Raw genomic sequence first — 14,446 nt, 5'->3', positions numbered from 1 at the left:
TTTCTGCCGGCAGGGAAGCTACGGAAGACGACATGGCGAAAACGTTGGAGATGGCAAGGCCCTGGCCCGCAGGGCGGCCAGTGGGCATCGGGACGGCGGCGGGATCAGCCCAGGCCGGGCGGCGCGGGCTCGGCCATGGCGACGATCACGCGGCGCGGGCCGCTGAAGGTGCCGCGCCCGTGGGCGGCCAGCATGTTGTCGAGCATCAGCACATCGCCCTGCTGCCAGGGAAAGCGCACGGTGCAGTCGTCGAGCGTGGCGCGGATGGCGGCAAGGGCGTCGTCCTCCAGCGGCGCGCCGTCGCCGTAGACGACATTGCGCGGCAGTTCGTTGACGCTGCCGACCACGGCGAGCAGGGCCTCGCGCACGTGGGGCGCGAGCCCCGAGACATGGAACAGGTGGGCCTGGTTGAACCACACCATCTCGCCGGTCACCGGATGCCGCGCGACGGCCTGGCATAGCTGGCGCGTGCGCAGTTCGCCGTCGGCCTTCCATTCGAAATCGATCTGCTGGGCGCGGCAGAAGCGCTCCACCTGCGCGCGGTCATCGGTGTTGAAGGCGCGTTGCCAGCTCAGGTCGAGGCCGTTGCCGTAGTTGCGCACGTACATCAGGCGGCGCGCGGCAAAGCGCTCGCGGATGACTGGGTCCAGGCGCTGGTAGACCAGCCGGCTGTCGGCGATGGGCGTCTCGCCGCCCGATTCGCTCGGCTGCACGCAATGGAACCAGATCTTCATCGGCCACTGCAGCGTGTACGACTGCTCGTTATGCAGCGGGATGACCTGGTGCGCCGGGTATTCGGTGGAGGTATAGACGCCCTCCTTCACCTGCGAGCGCGGCGTCGAGCCGAACTCATAGCTCAGCAGCGGATGGCCGAAGGCGCTGGCGAAGGCGCGGAAATCCGAGTCATCGTCAAAACGGAAGCCGCGGAACAGCACGCCGCCGACGCGCGGCAACTGTTCCGCGGCAATCGCGGCCATGGCGCCGAACTGGCGGCGCCAGTCGGTGTCGCCGTCGGGGGTGACCACCAGCGGCAGCGCGCTGTGCTCAAACATCGGCGCGGCGCGCAGCGCGCCCGCCCTCGCTGTCGATGCGGTGGCAGTTGCGGCGGAGCCGGCGCGACAGTCCGCATGGAGGTCGGCGATGGTAGCGGTCGTGTCCAAATCCATATCCCTGTTGCCTCGCTGGGTTCGTTCGCGCTTGCCGCACGGCGCCGGAAGGCGTTGCAGCGGGGCCAGGGGCGGGAGGGGCGCGGCCACGCGAACAATGTCTGCACATTGGATGGAAAGCGAGTCTACCGGAAATATTTACGAATGGAAATACAAATCATTATCATTTACGATATAGCCTTCGACGTCTTACTACCTGAAGGAGCACAGCCATGAGCTGGGATCATCCCGACACGCGTTTCCACGTCGTCCGCAACGATGAAGGCCAGTATTCGATCTGGCCCGACTACAAGCCCGTACCGGCAGGATGGACCAGCGTGGGCTTCCAGGGCAGCCGCGACGAGTGCCTGGCCCATATCGAGACGGTCTGGACCGATATGCGTCCGCTGAGCCTGCAGCGCGCGCTGGCCGGCGCATGAGCCCCGCGCAGCCGATGCGCGATCCCTGGTACGCCGTGATGCCGGGCCGCGGCGGCCCGGCTGCCGGCGATCGCGTGCGCCTCTATTGCCTGCCCTACGCCGGCGCCGGCCATACTGCGTACCACGGCTGGCGCGCCGCGCTGCCCGCCGCGATCGAGCTGGCGCCGGTATGCCTGCCCGGACGCGGCACGCGCACGGCCGAAGCGCATGGCGCATCGATCCATGCGCTGGCCAGCGCGCTGGCCGCGTCGATCGCGCGCGCGGCCCGAGCCGAAGCGCCGCGCTTTGCGCTGTTCGGCCACAGCATGGGTGCGCTGCTGGGGTTCGAAACCGCGCGCGTGCTTGAGACCGTGCATGGCCTCTCCCCCGCCGCGCTGGTGGTGTCCGGGCGCGGCGCGCCCGCGCTGCCGTCGGCTCGGCCGCCGTTCAGCAGCCTGCCGGACGGCGCCTTTGCCGACGTCATCGCCGCCATGGGCGGCATGCCGGCCGAGATCCGCGAAACGCCGGAAGCGCTCGCCTTCTTCCTGCCCGTGCTGCGCGCGGATATCGCGCTGTGCGAGGCCTGGCGCTACCGTCCCGGGCCGCGGCTGGGCTGTCCGGTCACCGTGCTCGGCGGCAGGGACGACGTCCACGCCCCGCCCGCGATGCTGGCCGCGTGGCGCGACGAGACCCTGCACGACTGCAGCCACCGGCTGTTCGCGGGCGGGCATTTCTTCCTGCACGAGGCGGCGCAGGACGTGCTGGATGCGGTCACGGATGCCGTGCTCGGTTCCACGTTGAGCGCCACCAGAGACCACGGCCATGCGCTCGCCTGACATGGCCGCGCCCGCGCACGGCCAGATCCACGTCTGGCACGTGGCAGTCGACGCTGCGGCAGACCTGTCGGCGCTGTCGGCAAGCGAACGCGCGCGCGCCGCCACGTTCCGGCAACCCGGCGACCGCGCCCGCTTCACCGCGGCCCGCTCGGCATTGCGGACACTGCTGGGCCTATACCTGGGCGTGTCGCCCGACGCCGTGCCGCTGGTCGCCAACGCGTTCGGCAAACCCACGCTTGGCGGCCCTTGCACCACAGCCTTGCAGTTCAACGTCAGCCACAGCGACGCACGCGCCGCAATCGCCTTGTCATGCGCGCCGGTCGGGATCGACATCGAAGCCTGGCGCGCGGACATGTCGTGGGCTGCCTGGCACGACAGCGCGGCCGTGGCCTGCGCCCCCGACGAAATGCGCTGGCTTGGCGCGCTGGCGCAGCGCCGGCCGCGGGACGCCATGCTCGCCTTCCTGCGCCTGTGGACCGCCAAGGAAGCGTGCAGCAAGGCCGTCGGCACCGGGCTGTCGGCTGCGCCGCAGTCGGTGCGCGTGGCGCTGCCGGCGTGCGCTGCCTGCGTGCCGCCGCTGGCGCGCGCCGGGGCCGACCTGCGCGTCTGGCATATCCACGATGCATGTGGCCAGCCCGATCACGACACCCGCTACGTCGCGAGCCTGGCCACGCCACTGGCCGCCGCGCGCGTCGTGCACCGGCAGTATCCGCCGCGCGAGCTGCCCCCACGCGCGGCCAACCCATCTTGCCCGGTCTCGATGCCGGGCCCCGCAGTCAACGTCCCTGTTCAACGCCCCCGTTAGGAACGAAACCATGACGCCTCCCTCGCTCGCCACGCATGCCCACGGCCAACCAGCGCCGTTCTCGGCCGGCGCCTTCGTCCGGCAAGCGCCCATCCGGCTCGACGACAACCCCTACCTGCAGCGCCAGTGCGCGCGCGAGTCCAACGCCCGCTCCTATCCGCGCCGCATCCCGCTGGCGCTGGAACAGGGCTATGGCGTGTATTTGCGCGATACCAGCGGCCAGCTCTTCATCGACTGCCTGGCCGGCGCCGGCACGCTGGCGCTCGGCCACAACCACCCGGCGGTGGTGCGCGCGCTGCGCGACACGCTCGACAGCGGCCTGCCGCTGCATACGCTGGACCTGGCCACGCCGGTCAAGGACCGCTTTGTCGACGACCTGTTCGGCCTGCTGCCGCCCGAGTTCGCCGCGCGCGCCCGCATCCAGTTCTGCGGCCCGACCGGCGCCGACGGCATCGAGGCGGCGCTCAAGCTGGCCAAGACCGCCACCGGCCGCCATACGGTGCTGAGCTTTGCCGGCGGCTACCACGGCATGACGCACGGCACGCTGGCGCTGATGGGCAATCTCGGCCCCAAGGCGCCGCTGGGTGCGCTCGGCGGCAGCGTGCAGTTCCTGCCCTACCCGTATGACTACCGCTGCCCGTTCGGCCTGCGCGGCGACGCCGGCATCGACGCGGGCCTGCGCTATATCGAGCAGATGCTGGCCGACCCGGAGTCCGGCGTGCTGCCGCCGGCGGCGGTGGTGGTGGAAGCGGTACAGGGCGAAGGCGGCGTGATCCCCGCGCCCGCGCGCTGGCTGCGCGAACTGCGCCGCATCACGCGCGAGCACGGCATCGCGCTGGTGCTCGACGAAGTGCAGACCGGACTGGGCCGCACCGGGCGCATGTTCGCGTTCGAGCATGCCGGCATCGTGCCGGACGTGCTGGTGCTGTCCAAGGCGATCGGCGGCGGCTTGCCGATGTCGGTGGTGATCTACGACAACGCACTCGATGCGTGGCAGCCGGGCGCGCACGCCGGCACCTTCCGCGGCAACCAGCTGGCAATGGCGGCGGGTTCCGCCACCATCCGCACCCTGGTCGCGCAGGGCATCGTCGCCCATGCCGAGACCATGGGCCAGCGCCTCGCCACGCGGCTGCGGCAGTTGCATACCGCGTGCCCCGCGATCGGCGAAGTGCGCGGACGCGGCCTGATGATCGGCGTGGAACTGGTCGACGAACGTGCCGAGCCCGATGCGGTGGGCGCCTACCCGGCCGACGGCACCTTCGCGCGCACGGTGCAGCGTGAATGCCTGCAGCGCGGGCTGATCGTCGAACTGGGCGGACGCCACGGCGCCACGGTGCGCTTCCTGCCGCCGCTGGTCATCGGCGAGACCGAGATCGACCTGGTGGCCGAGTTGTTTGGCGACGCAGTCAGCGCGGCGCACAAGCAATGCCGCTGAGCGCTTGCGCGCCGTTCCGCGGTGGCCGGGGCCACCGCGGAACCAGCTTCAGGACGCGTCGCCGCGCAGCATCTCGCGCAGACGGAATTTCTGGATTTTCCCGGCGGGCGTGGCCGGCAGGGCGTCCCGCACCACGAGCTTCTCGGGGATGTACTGCAGCGCCATCTTCTGCGCCTTGAGCCAGTCCACCATCGCCGCCTGGTCGAAAGGCTGGCCGGCGCGCGGTACGACGAAGGCGCAGGCGCGCTCGCCCAGGCGCTCGTCGGGATAGGCGACGATGGCCACCTGCGAGACCGCGGGATGGCGGTACAGCAGGGTCTCGACCTCCAGCACGGGGATGTTCTCGCCGCCGCGGATGATCACGTCCTTGCTGCGCCCCGCGATGCGCAGGTAGCCGCTGGCATCCAGCCGTGCGAGGTCGCCGGTGTCGAACCAGCCGTCGGCATCGGTGCCGTTGAGCTGCGGACGCTTCAGGTAGCCGCCGAAGTTGGAACAGGCGCGCACCAGCAGGCGGCCGGTTTCCCCCGGCGGCACGTCGGCGTCGGTGCCGTCCACGATGCGTATTTCGACGCCTGGCAGCGGGCAGCCGTCGGTGGTCGACGCGAGTTCGTCGCTGTCATCCGGCAGCGTGGTGGTGACCGCGCCGTTCTCTGTCATGCCCCAGGCCGACACGATCTTCGCGCCGAGCGCCTCGCGGGCGCGCTCGACCAGCGCGCCGGGAATCGGCGCACCCGCGCACAGGAAGATGCGCAGGCTGGGGACCGGCGTGCCGGACTCCGCCACCACACGCGCCAGATCGGTCAGGAACGGCGTCGAGCCCATGGTGAAGGTCACGCGCTCGTCGCGAATCAGGGCGGCGGCGCGCGCGGGGTCCCAGATGTCCTGCAGCACCGCATGCGCGCCCAGCACCACCGGCATCAGCAGCCCGTACATAAAGCCGGTCTGGTGCGCCATCGGCGAGGCCATCAGCACCACATCGTCGCCGGTCAGGCGCAGCCGTTCGGCATAGGCGACGATGTTGGAGAACAGCGTGTTGGCCGTGTGCATCACGCCCTTGGGCTCGCCGGTGGTGCCGGAGGTGTAGATCAGCTGGGTGACGTCGTCCGGGCCGGGGCGGCTGTGCAGCAGGATGTTGGCGGCATCGGGCTGTTCTTCCCATGCCGGCCCGCTCAGCAGCGCGTCAAAGCTGTCCGGGCCATCACCGCCGGCAACAACGATGTGGCGCAGCGCCGGCAATGCCTCGCGCAAACCCTGCAGCATCTGGGCATGGCCGAAGCCACGGAACAGCTGCGGCACCACCGCCACCTTGCATTGCGCATGCGCCAGCATGAACGACAGCTCGCGCTCGCGGAAGATCGGCATCAGCGGGTTGAGCACCGCGCCCAGCCGCGAGCAGGCGAGATACAGCACAGTCAGGTGCCAGCCGTTCGGGAGCTGGCATGACACCACATCCTGCGCGCCGATGCCGAGGCGGCTGAGCCCCACCGCTACCCGGTCCGCCATCCGGGCCAGTTCGCGCCAGGTGAAGCTTGTCACGCTGCCGCTGTCGAGGCTCAGCGCCATCAGCGCTGGGGCGTCGGGCCGGTCGCGCACGCAGGCGGCCAGGTAGTCGTTGACGGTGCGGTCATGCCAATGCCCGGCGGCAATGCTGGCGGCACGGCGCGGCGCGATCAGTACGGCGTCGAAATCCATGGGTGTCTCCTCTTTATCGGATGGCTCGGCGGTCGTGGCGCCGCTTCAGGCCGGTACGGCTTCGCGCCCCGCGCGCGTGCGGGCAATGATGGTCTTCATGATCTGTGCCGTGCCGTCGCCGATCTGGAAGCCCAGCACATCGCGCAGGCGCTGCTCCATCACGCCGCGGTCATAACCGCCGTGGCCGAACGACAGCAGGCACTGGTGCACCACGTCGTACGCCAGCTTGGGCGCCCACCACTTGCACATCGCCGCCTCTGCGGTGTGCGGCAGGCCACGGTCCTTGAGCCACAGCGTCTGCAGGCACAGCAGGCGCGCGCCCTGCACCTGGGTCTCGAAGTCGGCGAGCGGATGCGACACGCCCTGGAAGGCCGACAGCGGCTTGCCGAAGGCCTGGCGCTCGGCCACGTAGGCCCAGGTCTCGTCCAGCGCGGCCTGCGCCACCGCCAGCACCTGCAGGCCGATCAGCGCGCGCGAGAAGTCGAAGCCCTGCATCACCTGCACGAACCCCTCCCCCTCCTTGCCGAGCAGGTGGCTGGCGGGCACGCGCACGTTCTCGAAGAAAATCGAGCCGCGCCCGATGGCGCGCTGGCCGTGGCAGTCGAAGCGGTTGCGCGTGATGCCCGGCAGGTCCATCGGCACCAGCAGCGCAGACACGCCGCGCGCGCCGGACTCGACGGTGCCGCTGCGGGCAAAGACCACCGCGGCATCGGCCTGGTCGGCGGCGGAGATCGAGGTCTTCTCGCCGTTGAGCACGTAGACGTCGCCATCGCGCTCCATGCGCAGGCGCAGGCTGGCCGCGTCGGAGCCGCCGCGCGGCTCGGTCAGCGCGATTGCCAGCAGCGCCTCGCCGCGCGTCAGGCGCTGCAGCCACGGTCCGGCGATTTCCGGCTGCGCATGGTGCGCCAGGATCTGGCCGTTCAACGAAGCCAGCAGGTTGATGTACGACAGGCTCAGGTCGGCGCGCGCCACGGCTTCATGGATCACGCCAGCCGCCAGCGAGCCCATGCCCTGCCCGTCATACTGTTCCGGCAGTTCGGGCGCGATAAAGCCCATCTCGCCCATTTCGCGCATCAGCGCGCGGTCCAGCACGCGGGTGCGGTCGCGCTCCAGGTAGCCGGGCGCCACGCGCGCATCGGCAAAGCGGCGCGCGTGCTCGGCCAGTGCCGTCAGGTCTTCGTCAAGGTAGGGATTCATGGTGGTCTCCGCTGGTTCGGACGGCACGGCTTACTTCGCGTACTTGCGGAACTCGGGCTTGCGCTTTTCCTGGAAAGCGCGCACGCCTTCGCGCGATTCCTCGGTGTCGTAATAGAGCTTGAGCGCGTACATGCCCATGCCGGCGATGCCGCTCTGGTGCGCGGTATCGAGATTGAAGGAGCGCTTGGCGATGGCGATCGCGGTGGGACTCTTCTCCATGATCTCGTCGCACCACTTCTGCACCTCGGCATCGAGCTGCTCGTGCGGCACCACCGCATTGACCAGCCCCATCGCCAGCGCTTCCGCGGCCGGGTAGCGGCGGCACAGGTACCAGATCTCGCGCGCCTTCTTCTCGCCCACCACGCGCGCCAGGAAGGCGGTGCCGTAGCCCGGGTCGACCGAGCCGACCTTGGGCCCGACCTGCCCGAATACGGCCTTGTCCGACGCGATGGTGAAATCGCAGATCGTGCACAGCACGTTGCCGCCGCCCACGGCATAGCCCTGCACGCGCGCGATCACCGGCTTGGGCACGTCGCGGATGGCGTTGTGCAGTTCTTCCATCGGCAGGCCGATGGTGCCGCGGCCGTCGTACTGGCCCTCGTGCGCGGACTGGTCACCGCCGGTGCAGAAGGCCCTTTCGCCGGCACCGGCCAGCACGATGGCGCCGATCTCGCGGTCATAGCCGGCGCGGTTGATCGCGTGGATCATTTCGTCGCAGGTGCGGCCGCGGAAGGCGTTCATCTTTTCCGGGCGGTTGATGATGATCCAGGCGGCGCCGTTGCGCACTTCGTACAGGATGTCTTCGTATTGCATGGTGGTCTCCGTTTTCTGGTGTTTGCTTGCTCAGCCGTTCATGGTCAGGCCGCCCGACACGCTCAGCACCTGGCCGGTGATGAAGCCGGCGTCGTCGCTGGCAAAGAACAGCACCGCGCCGGGCAGGTCGTCGGGCTGGCCGATGCGGCCCAGCGGGATCGAGCGGGTAAAGGCTTCCACCAGCTTCTCGGGGTTGCCCGCGCCCTGCTTGTAGTCTTCGAACAGCGCGGTCTCGGTCGGCCCCGGGCACACCACGTTGACGGTGATGCCGTGGCGCGCATGCTCGCGCGCGATGGTCTTGGAGAACGACACCAGCCCGCCCTTGCACGCGGCGTAGACCGCTTCGCCGGACGAGCCCACGCGCGCGGCATCGGAGGCGATATTGACGATGCGCCCGCGCTTGCGCTCGACCATGCCGGGCAACACCGCGTGATGCATGTGCAGCGCGCCGGTCAGGTTGATGGCGATCAGCCGATCCCATTGCGCGGGCTCGGTCTTGATGAACGGCTTGAACACATCCCAGCCGGCGTTGTTGACCAGCACGTCCACCGGGCCCAGGCCCTGCTCCACCGCCGCCACCGCGGCATCCACGCTGGCGCGCTCGGTGATGTCGCAGCGGATCGCCAGCGCCCGCCCGCCAGCCTCGCGGATCTGGCCGGCGACGCGCTCGGCCGCTTCCGGGTTCAGGTCGAGTACGCCCACCGCCGCCCCGGCGCGCGCAAAGCGCAAACACGTTGCACCGCCGATACCACCGCCACCACCGGTCACGATGACCGTCTTGCCTTCAAGTCCTTGCACAGCGTTCTCCTTTCAGGATTCCGGTGCTATCGTGCCGGCCATGACGCCGCCACATCGCACCGCCAATTAGGTAAATATATTTACCTATAATAGGAGGCAGCCATTGCCTGCGCAAGACGCCAACACTGTGGAAAAGACTATGGTTAACCCGGACGTAGAAGCAGAACTCCCCGCAAACGCGCGCATGGAACTGGCCAACCGGCTTTTCTTCCGGCTATACCAATGCGCAAATATGTTGCATAAAACGGGATCACGAGCCGTCGAGGCAGAGGGCCTGACGACGCAGCAGTGGGCCGTGCTCGGCGCGCTGTCGCGTCCGGAAGCCGCCGATGGCATGAGCGTGGGCGACCTGGCCCGCTACCTGATGGTGAGCCGGCAGAACCTGTCAGGACTGGTCAGCCGGATGGAACGCGACGGCCACGTCACGCTGGCCCCGGACGGCCGCGACCGCCGCTCACGGCTGATACGGATGAGCGAACCGGGACGGGAGGTCTGGCTGCACCAGGCGCAGCCGAAGATCCGGGCCTATTACGAGCAGGCGCTGACGGGGTTTTCTACCAATGACCTGACGCACACGCTGCATTACCTGCTCAAGTTGCTGGACAACATGCGTGCGCTCGACACGCCCGACAGCGCAGACGGTGGCAGCCCAGGGGACTGAGCCGCACGCAGTATCGCAACTGAAACACACCGGCCGGCTGGAACAGCCGAGCGCGCGCCCGCGATCCGCATCCTGGCCTGCCGCGCCGACTGGCGCGCAATATGCGTTGGCATGAAGTTGCTCAGACATCGCGAGCATCAACGGCGAGGCGCCATGCCATTCGCGCCTCGCCACGCCCCGAAGCCCTGAACCACTGCCCCGGCCGCTTGCCCCATGCACGCCGCCGGGACGGCGACCGATCCAGCCATAACCGGAGGTCCCGCCATGACCCGCTACATCGTGCTAGCCAGCTTCACCGACCAGGGCATCCGCACCGTCAAGGACACCACCAAGCGCGCGGCCGCCGTGCGCGAGATGGGGGCACGCCTGGGCGTGCAGATGAAAGACATCTACTGGACGCTGGGCGAATACGACATCGTGCTCACCGTCGAAGCGCCCGACGACGAGACCATGACCAGCTTCGGGCTGACCATCGGCGCGGCCGGCAACGTGCGCACCCAAACCCTGCGCGCCTTCAATAGCGACGAGATGCAGAGCATCCTCGGCAAGATGGGCTGACCCCTGCCGCGGAAACGCACAACGCCCGCCGGGGCCATGCCGGCGGGCGTTGTTGTTTGCCGGGCGCAGCGCGCCGGCTCAGAACCCTTCCAGCACCAGCTTGCCGATAGTGCGCCCGCCTTCCAGCATGGCGTGCGCGCGCCGCAGGTTCTCCGCATTGATGCGCCCCAGGTTCTCGCCCAGCGTGGTCTGCAGGCGCCCGGCATCGACCAGCCGCGTGACCTCGTTAAGCAGACGATGCTGCGCGACCATGTCGGGCGTGCTGTACATGGCGCGCGTGAACATGAATTCCCAGACGAAGGTGGCGCTCTTGTTCTTGAGCAATTCCACCGGCAACGGCCGCGTATTCGCGACGATCGTGCAGATCTTGCCCTGCGGGGCGACCACTTCGGCCATCGCCGGGAAATGCCCGTCGATATCGTTGAAGCAGAGGATGTAGTCGACCTCGGCAAATCCCAGCGCCTTCAGCTGCGCCGGCAGGTCGCCACGATGGTCAACCGTATGGTCGGCGCCAAGGCGGCGGCACCATTCCTGCGACTCGGGCCGCGACGCGGTGGCGATCACGGTCAGCCCGGCCAGCACCTTGGCCAGCTGGATGCCGATCGAGCCCACGCCGCCCGCGCCGCCGACGATCAGCACCGGGCGCCCGGCGTGATCCCCGTTGGGCGAAATGCCCAGCCGGTCGAACAGAGCCTCCCAGGCGGTGATCGCCGTCAGCGGCAGCGCCGCCGCGTTGGCGAAATCCAGCGAGGCAGGCTTGTGGCCGACGATGCGCTCGTCGACCAGGTGGAACTCGGCGTTGGAGCCGGACCGAGTAATGCTGCCCGCGTAGTAGACCGGGTCGCCGACCTTGAACAGGGTCACCTCCGGCCCCACGGCGACCACCGTGCCGGCCGCGTCCCAGCCCAGCACGCGCGGCGCGGGCTCTACCTGCGCCTTGGGCGCGCGCACCTTGGTGTCGACCGGGTTGACCGAGACGGCCTCAACCTTCACCAGCAGGTCGCGGCTGCCGGGGCTGGGTATGTCGATCTCCACGTCTTGCAGCGAACGCGGGTCGGAGATGGGCAGGTACTGGGTCAGGCCGATGGCTTTCATGGCGGGCTCCGGGTTGTGTAGGGAATGAACCGAAGCGTAGCCTGTCACGATTGATTTGATTAGCTGGAAGCTACAGCAATCAATTTCCCGAAACTCAGGATAATCACCCAACAAAAAGGGCCGCCTGCGCTACCCGCGCAGGCGGCCCCGCCAGGGCTTGCCGTCGGCCCTACACCGGCGCCAGGATCTGCCCGCCGCCGTAGCTCGACTGCTCCGGCGCCGCGCCGCCCAGTGCCATCTTCACCGCGCAGTACTTGAACTCCGGGATCTTGCCGAAGGGGTCCAATGCCGCATTGGTCAGCTTGTTGATCGCCGCCTCGTAGTAGCAGAACGGCACGAACACCGCCCCGCGCGGCGTGCCGGCGTCGGCCCGCGCGTACAGCGTGACTTCGCCGCGGCGCGATGCCAGCGTGACCACGTCGCCCGGCTTGCCGCCCAGCGCGTCCAGGTCCAGCGGGTGCACCAGCGCCACCGGATCCGGCTCGATCGCATCCAGCACGCCGGCGCGCCGCGTCATGCTGCCGGTGTGCCAGTGCTCGAGCTGGCGGCCGGTGATCAGCACCATCGGGTAGTCGATATCGGGCCGCTCGGCTGCCGGGATGATGTCGGCCGGCACGAAGCGCCCACGGCCGCTGGCGGTCGGGAAGCTGTCGATAAAGATCACCGGTTCGCCCGGGTCGCCCTCTTCCTTGCACGGATAAGTCACGGCGTGCTCGCGCTCCAGCCGCTCCCAGGTCACGCCGCCGATGCTGGGCATGGCCTGGCGCATCTCGTCGAAGACCTCGGCCACGCCGTCGTAGTGCCAGTCCAACCCCAGCTGCGCAGCCATCTGCTGGATGATCCACAGGTCCTGGCGCGCCTGCCCCGGCGGGTTCAATGCCTGGCGGCCGAGCTGGACGGTGCGGTCGGTGTTGGTGAAGGTGCCGGTCTTCTCCGGGAAGGCCGAGGCCGGCAGCACCACGTCGGCCAGATAGGCGGTCTCGGTCAGGAAGATGTCCTGCACCACCAGGTGGTCGAGCGAGGCCAGCGCCTCGCGCGCATGCTCGGCGTCGGGGTCTGACATCGCCGGGTTCTCACCCATGATGTACATGCCGCGCACCTCGCCGCGCTCGATCGCCTGCATCACCTCGACCACGGTCAGGCCGGGCTGGCGGTCCAGCGGCATGCCCCACAGCGCCTCGAAGCTGGCGATCGCCACGGGATCGTCCACGCGGCGGTAGTCCGGGTACATCATCGGGATCAGGCCGGCATCGGACGCGCCCTGCACGTTGTTCTGGCCGCGCAGCGGATGCAGGCCGGTGCCGGGGCGGCCGATCTGGCCGGTCATCAGCGCCAGCGCGATCAGGCAGCGCGCGTTGTCAGTGCCGTGCACGTGCTGCGACACGCCCATGCCCCACAGGATCATCGAGGCCTTGGACGTGGCATACAGCCGCGCCACCTCGCGGATGACCTCGGCCTCGATGCCGCACACCGGCGCCATCAGTTCCGGGCTGTACGCCGCGACATTGCGCTGCAGCTCGTCGAAGCCGATGGTGCGGCTGTCGATGAAGTCCTGGTCCACCAGGCCCTCGGTGACGATGACATGCATCATCGCGTTGAGCAGCGCCACGTCGGCATCGGGCTTGAACTGCATGAAGCGATGGGCAAAGCGCGCCAGGTCCGAGCGGCGCGGATCTGCCACGATCAGCTTGGTGCCGTTCTTCACCGCATTCTTGATCCAGCTGGCCGCGACCGGGTGGTTCACGGTCGGGTTGGCGCCGATCACGATCACCACCTCGGCCTTGTCGACATCCATCACCGGGTTCGATACCGCGCCCGAGCCGATCCCCTCCAGCAGCGCCGCCACCGACGAGGCATGGCACAGCCGCGTGCAGTGGTCGACGTTGTTGCTGCCAAACCCGGTGCGCACCAGCTTCTGGAACAGGTAGGCCTCTTCATTGCTGCCCTTGGCCGAGCCAAACCCTGCCAGCGCGCGCTTGCCGTGGGTGTCGCGGATCTGCGCGAGCTTGCCGCCGGCCAGCGCCAGCGCCTCTTCCCAGGTGGCCTCGCGGAACACGTCCATGACGTGGTCCGGGTCCATGACGAAATCGCCCTGCTTGGGCACGCCTTCGCGGCGCACCAGCGGCACCGTCAGGCGCTGCGGATGCTGCACGTAGTCAAAGCCGTAGCGGCCCTTCACGCACAGCCGCTCGTGGTTGGCCGGGCCATCGCGCCCTTCCACGAACAGGATGCGGTTGTCCTTGATGTTGTAGGTCAGCTGGCAGCCCACGCCGCAGTACGGGCAGACCGAGTCCACCTGCTTGTCCGGAACCGCCAGCGCGGCATCGCGCGCGGGCATCAGCGCGCCGGTCGGGCAGGCCTGCACGCATTCGCCGCAGGCCACGCAGGTCGACGCGCCCATGGGGTCGTCCATGTCGAACACGATGCGGGCTTCGTCGCCGCGCAGGGCCAGGCCGATCACGTCGTTGACCTGCTCGTCGCGGCAGGCACGCAGGCAGCGCGTGCACTGGATGCAGGCATCCAGGTTGACGGCGATGGCCGGGTGCGACAAATCCGCCGCCACGCGTTCGCGCGGGGCAAAGCGCGGCTTGCCGACCTCCAGCTTCGCGGCCCACTGATCCAGCTCGTTGTGGCGGGTGTAGTCGGTCTCGGGCATGTCCGACTGCAGCAGCTCCAGCACCGTGCGCTGGGCGCGGCGGGCGCGCTCGGATTCGGTCTGCACCTGCATGCCTGCGGCGGGATAGCGGCAGCAGGACGGGGCCAGCACGCGCTCGCCCTGGATCTCGACCATGCAGGCGCGGCAGTTGCCGGCCGGCTCCAGGCCGTCCTTGTAGCACAGGTGCGGCACGTCGAAGCCTTCGCGCTGCGCGACCTTCAGCAGGCTTTCGCCGGGCTGGGCGCTCACCTCGCGGCCATTGAGCGTGAAGGTGACGGCTGGCTCGGCGGATTCGACAAGCGCGCGTTCGGCGCGGGTCAGTGCATTCATGTCAGT

At 69.0% G+C, this 14,446-nt stretch carries 13 protein-coding genes; 6 read left to right on the top strand and 7 right to left on the bottom strand.

The genetic code is table 11. The features are described 5' to 3' along the window. Window positions 1–104: 104 nt before the first annotated feature. Entirely contained in the window at window positions 105–1,052 is a 948-nt protein-coding gene (locus tag AC3WLF_RS25910) for a TauD/TfdA family dioxygenase (RefSeq protein ID WP_492319570.1), read from the bottom strand. 326 nt (window positions 1,053–1,378) lie between these two features. Here AC3WLF_RS25910 and AC3WLF_RS25905 point away from each other — a divergent pair, with 326 nt between their 5' ends. Genes AC3WLF_RS25905 through AC3WLF_RS25890 form a run of 4 tightly spaced genes read left to right on the top strand, consistent with a single transcriptional unit; the run spans window position 1,379 to window position 4,640 of the window. Next, a complete protein-coding gene (locus AC3WLF_RS25905) occupies window positions 1,379–1,585 on the top strand; it encodes an MbtH family protein (RefSeq protein ID WP_492352175.1) in 207 nt (68 codons plus the stop codon). Continuing rightward, window positions 1,582–2,400, top strand: a complete 819-nt coding sequence (locus tag AC3WLF_RS25900) for a thioesterase II family protein (RefSeq protein WP_492319569.1) — start codon at window positions 1,582–1,584, stop codon at window positions 2,398–2,400. Before AC3WLF_RS25905 ends, AC3WLF_RS25900 begins: the two co-directional genes overlap by 4 nt. Beyond that, window positions 2,387–3,205, top strand: a complete 819-nt coding sequence (locus AC3WLF_RS25895) for a 4'-phosphopantetheinyl transferase family protein (RefSeq protein WP_492359010.1) — start codon at window positions 2,387–2,389, stop codon at window positions 3,203–3,205. The genes AC3WLF_RS25900 and AC3WLF_RS25895 overlap by 14 nt, the downstream gene beginning before the upstream one ends. A 10-nt stretch (window positions 3,206–3,215) precedes the next feature. Beyond that, entirely contained in the window at window positions 3,216–4,640 is a 1,425-nt protein-coding gene (locus tag AC3WLF_RS25890) for a diaminobutyrate--2-oxoglutarate transaminase (RefSeq protein WP_492319567.1), read from the top strand. Between the two features lie 48 nt (window positions 4,641–4,688). On the opposite strand, the gene aliA is transcribed toward AC3WLF_RS25890, so the two are convergent. The 4 genes from aliA to badH are packed head-to-tail and all read right to left on the bottom strand — an operon-like array spanning window position 4,689 to window position 9,140. Next, entirely contained in the window at window positions 4,689–6,332 is a 1,644-nt protein-coding gene (gene aliA, locus AC3WLF_RS25885) for a cyclohexanecarboxylate-CoA ligase (protein ID WP_492359009.1), read from the bottom strand. Between the two features lie 45 nt (window positions 6,333–6,377). Further along, the gene (gene aliB, locus AC3WLF_RS25880) at window positions 6,378–7,529 is read right to left on the bottom strand and encodes a cyclohexanecarboxyl-CoA dehydrogenase (RefSeq protein ID WP_492352172.1); all 1,152 of its coding nucleotides are present in this window, start codon (window positions 7,527–7,529) and stop codon (window positions 6,378–6,380) included. Window positions 7,530–7,559: 30 nt separating this feature from the next. Further along, a complete protein-coding gene (badI, locus tag AC3WLF_RS25875; protein ID WP_492319564.1) occupies window positions 7,560–8,342 on the bottom strand; it encodes a 2-ketocyclohexanecarboxyl-CoA hydrolase in 783 nt (260 codons plus the stop codon). Between the two features lie 30 nt (window positions 8,343–8,372). Beyond that, complete coding sequence (gene badH / locus AC3WLF_RS25870; RefSeq protein WP_492356004.1) at window positions 8,373–9,140, bottom strand: 2-hydroxycyclohexanecarboxyl-CoA dehydrogenase; 768 nt, start codon at window positions 9,138–9,140, stop codon at window positions 8,373–8,375. Window positions 9,141–9,279: 139 nt separating this feature from the next. On the opposite strand from badH, the gene AC3WLF_RS25865 reads away from it, so the two are divergent. Further along, window positions 9,280–9,801 (top strand): MarR family winged helix-turn-helix transcriptional regulator, encoded by a 522-nt coding sequence (locus AC3WLF_RS25865; protein ID WP_492319562.1) that lies wholly within the window; start codon window positions 9,280–9,282, stop codon window positions 9,799–9,801. Window positions 9,802–10,065: 264 nt separating this feature from the next. Continuing rightward, complete coding sequence (locus tag AC3WLF_RS25860) at window positions 10,066–10,359, top strand: GYD domain-containing protein (protein WP_010810201.1); 294 nt, start codon at window positions 10,066–10,068, stop codon at window positions 10,357–10,359. Between the two features lie 78 nt (window positions 10,360–10,437). Here AC3WLF_RS25860 and AC3WLF_RS25855 read toward each other — a convergent pair whose 3' ends face one another. Both AC3WLF_RS25855 and fdhF read right to left on the bottom strand, forming a co-directional pair. Further along, window positions 10,438–11,454: a zinc-binding alcohol dehydrogenase family protein gene (locus tag AC3WLF_RS25855; protein ID WP_492319561.1), complete on the bottom strand. Its 1,017-nt coding sequence runs from the start codon at window positions 11,452–11,454 to the stop codon at window positions 10,438–10,440. Window positions 11,455–11,623: 169 nt separating this feature from the next. After that, window positions 11,624–14,440, bottom strand: coding sequence for a formate dehydrogenase subunit alpha (gene fdhF, locus AC3WLF_RS25850; RefSeq protein WP_492319560.1), 2,817 nt, complete (start codon window positions 14,438–14,440; stop codon window positions 11,624–11,626). Window positions 14,441–14,446: the final 6 nt, after the last annotated feature.

This window comes from Cupriavidus sp. FW306-01-F10A (assembly GCF_058782785.1).
The sequence above is the reverse complement of the archived record's forward strand: the minus strand, read 5'-3'. Positions and strand labels throughout refer to the sequence as shown.

Excerpts from the sequence above, each read along its gene's own strand:
- AC3WLF_RS25890 (WP_492319567.1), top strand. The coding sequence starts at position 3,216 with ATGACGCCTCCCTCGCTCGCCACGCATGCCCACGGCCAACCAGCGCCG.
- AC3WLF_RS25860 (WP_010810201.1), top strand. The coding sequence starts at position 10,066 with ATGACCCGCTACATCGTGCTAGCCAGCTTCACCGACCAGGGCATCCGC.
- AC3WLF_RS25865 (WP_492319562.1), top strand. The coding sequence starts at position 9,280 with ATGGTTAACCCGGACGTAGAAGCAGAACTCCCCGCAAACGCGCGCATG.
- AC3WLF_RS25855 (WP_492319561.1), bottom strand. The coding sequence starts at position 11,454 with ATGAAAGCCATCGGCCTGACCCAGTACCTGCCCATCTCCGACCCGCGT.
- badI (WP_492319564.1), bottom strand. The coding sequence starts at position 8,342 with ATGCAATACGAAGACATCCTGTACGAAGTGCGCAACGGCGCCGCCTGG.
- aliB (WP_492352172.1), bottom strand. The coding sequence starts at position 7,529 with ATGAATCCCTACCTTGACGAAGACCTGACGGCACTGGCCGAGCACGCG.
- aliA (WP_492359009.1), bottom strand. The coding sequence starts at position 6,332 with ATGGATTTCGACGCCGTACTGATCGCGCCGCGCCGTGCCGCCAGCATT.
- AC3WLF_RS25905 (WP_492352175.1), top strand. The coding sequence starts at position 1,379 with ATGAGCTGGGATCATCCCGACACGCGTTTCCACGTCGTCCGCAACGAT.
- AC3WLF_RS25900 (WP_492319569.1), top strand. The coding sequence starts at position 1,582 with ATGAGCCCCGCGCAGCCGATGCGCGATCCCTGGTACGCCGTGATGCCG.
- AC3WLF_RS25895 (WP_492359010.1), top strand. The coding sequence starts at position 2,387 with ATGCGCTCGCCTGACATGGCCGCGCCCGCGCACGGCCAGATCCACGTC.
- fdhF (WP_492319560.1), bottom strand. The coding sequence starts at position 14,440 with ATGAATGCACTGACCCGCGCCGAACGCGCGCTTGTCGAATCCGCCGAG.
- AC3WLF_RS25910 (WP_492319570.1), bottom strand. The coding sequence starts at position 1,052 with ATGTTTGAGCACAGCGCGCTGCCGCTGGTGGTCACCCCCGACGGCGAC.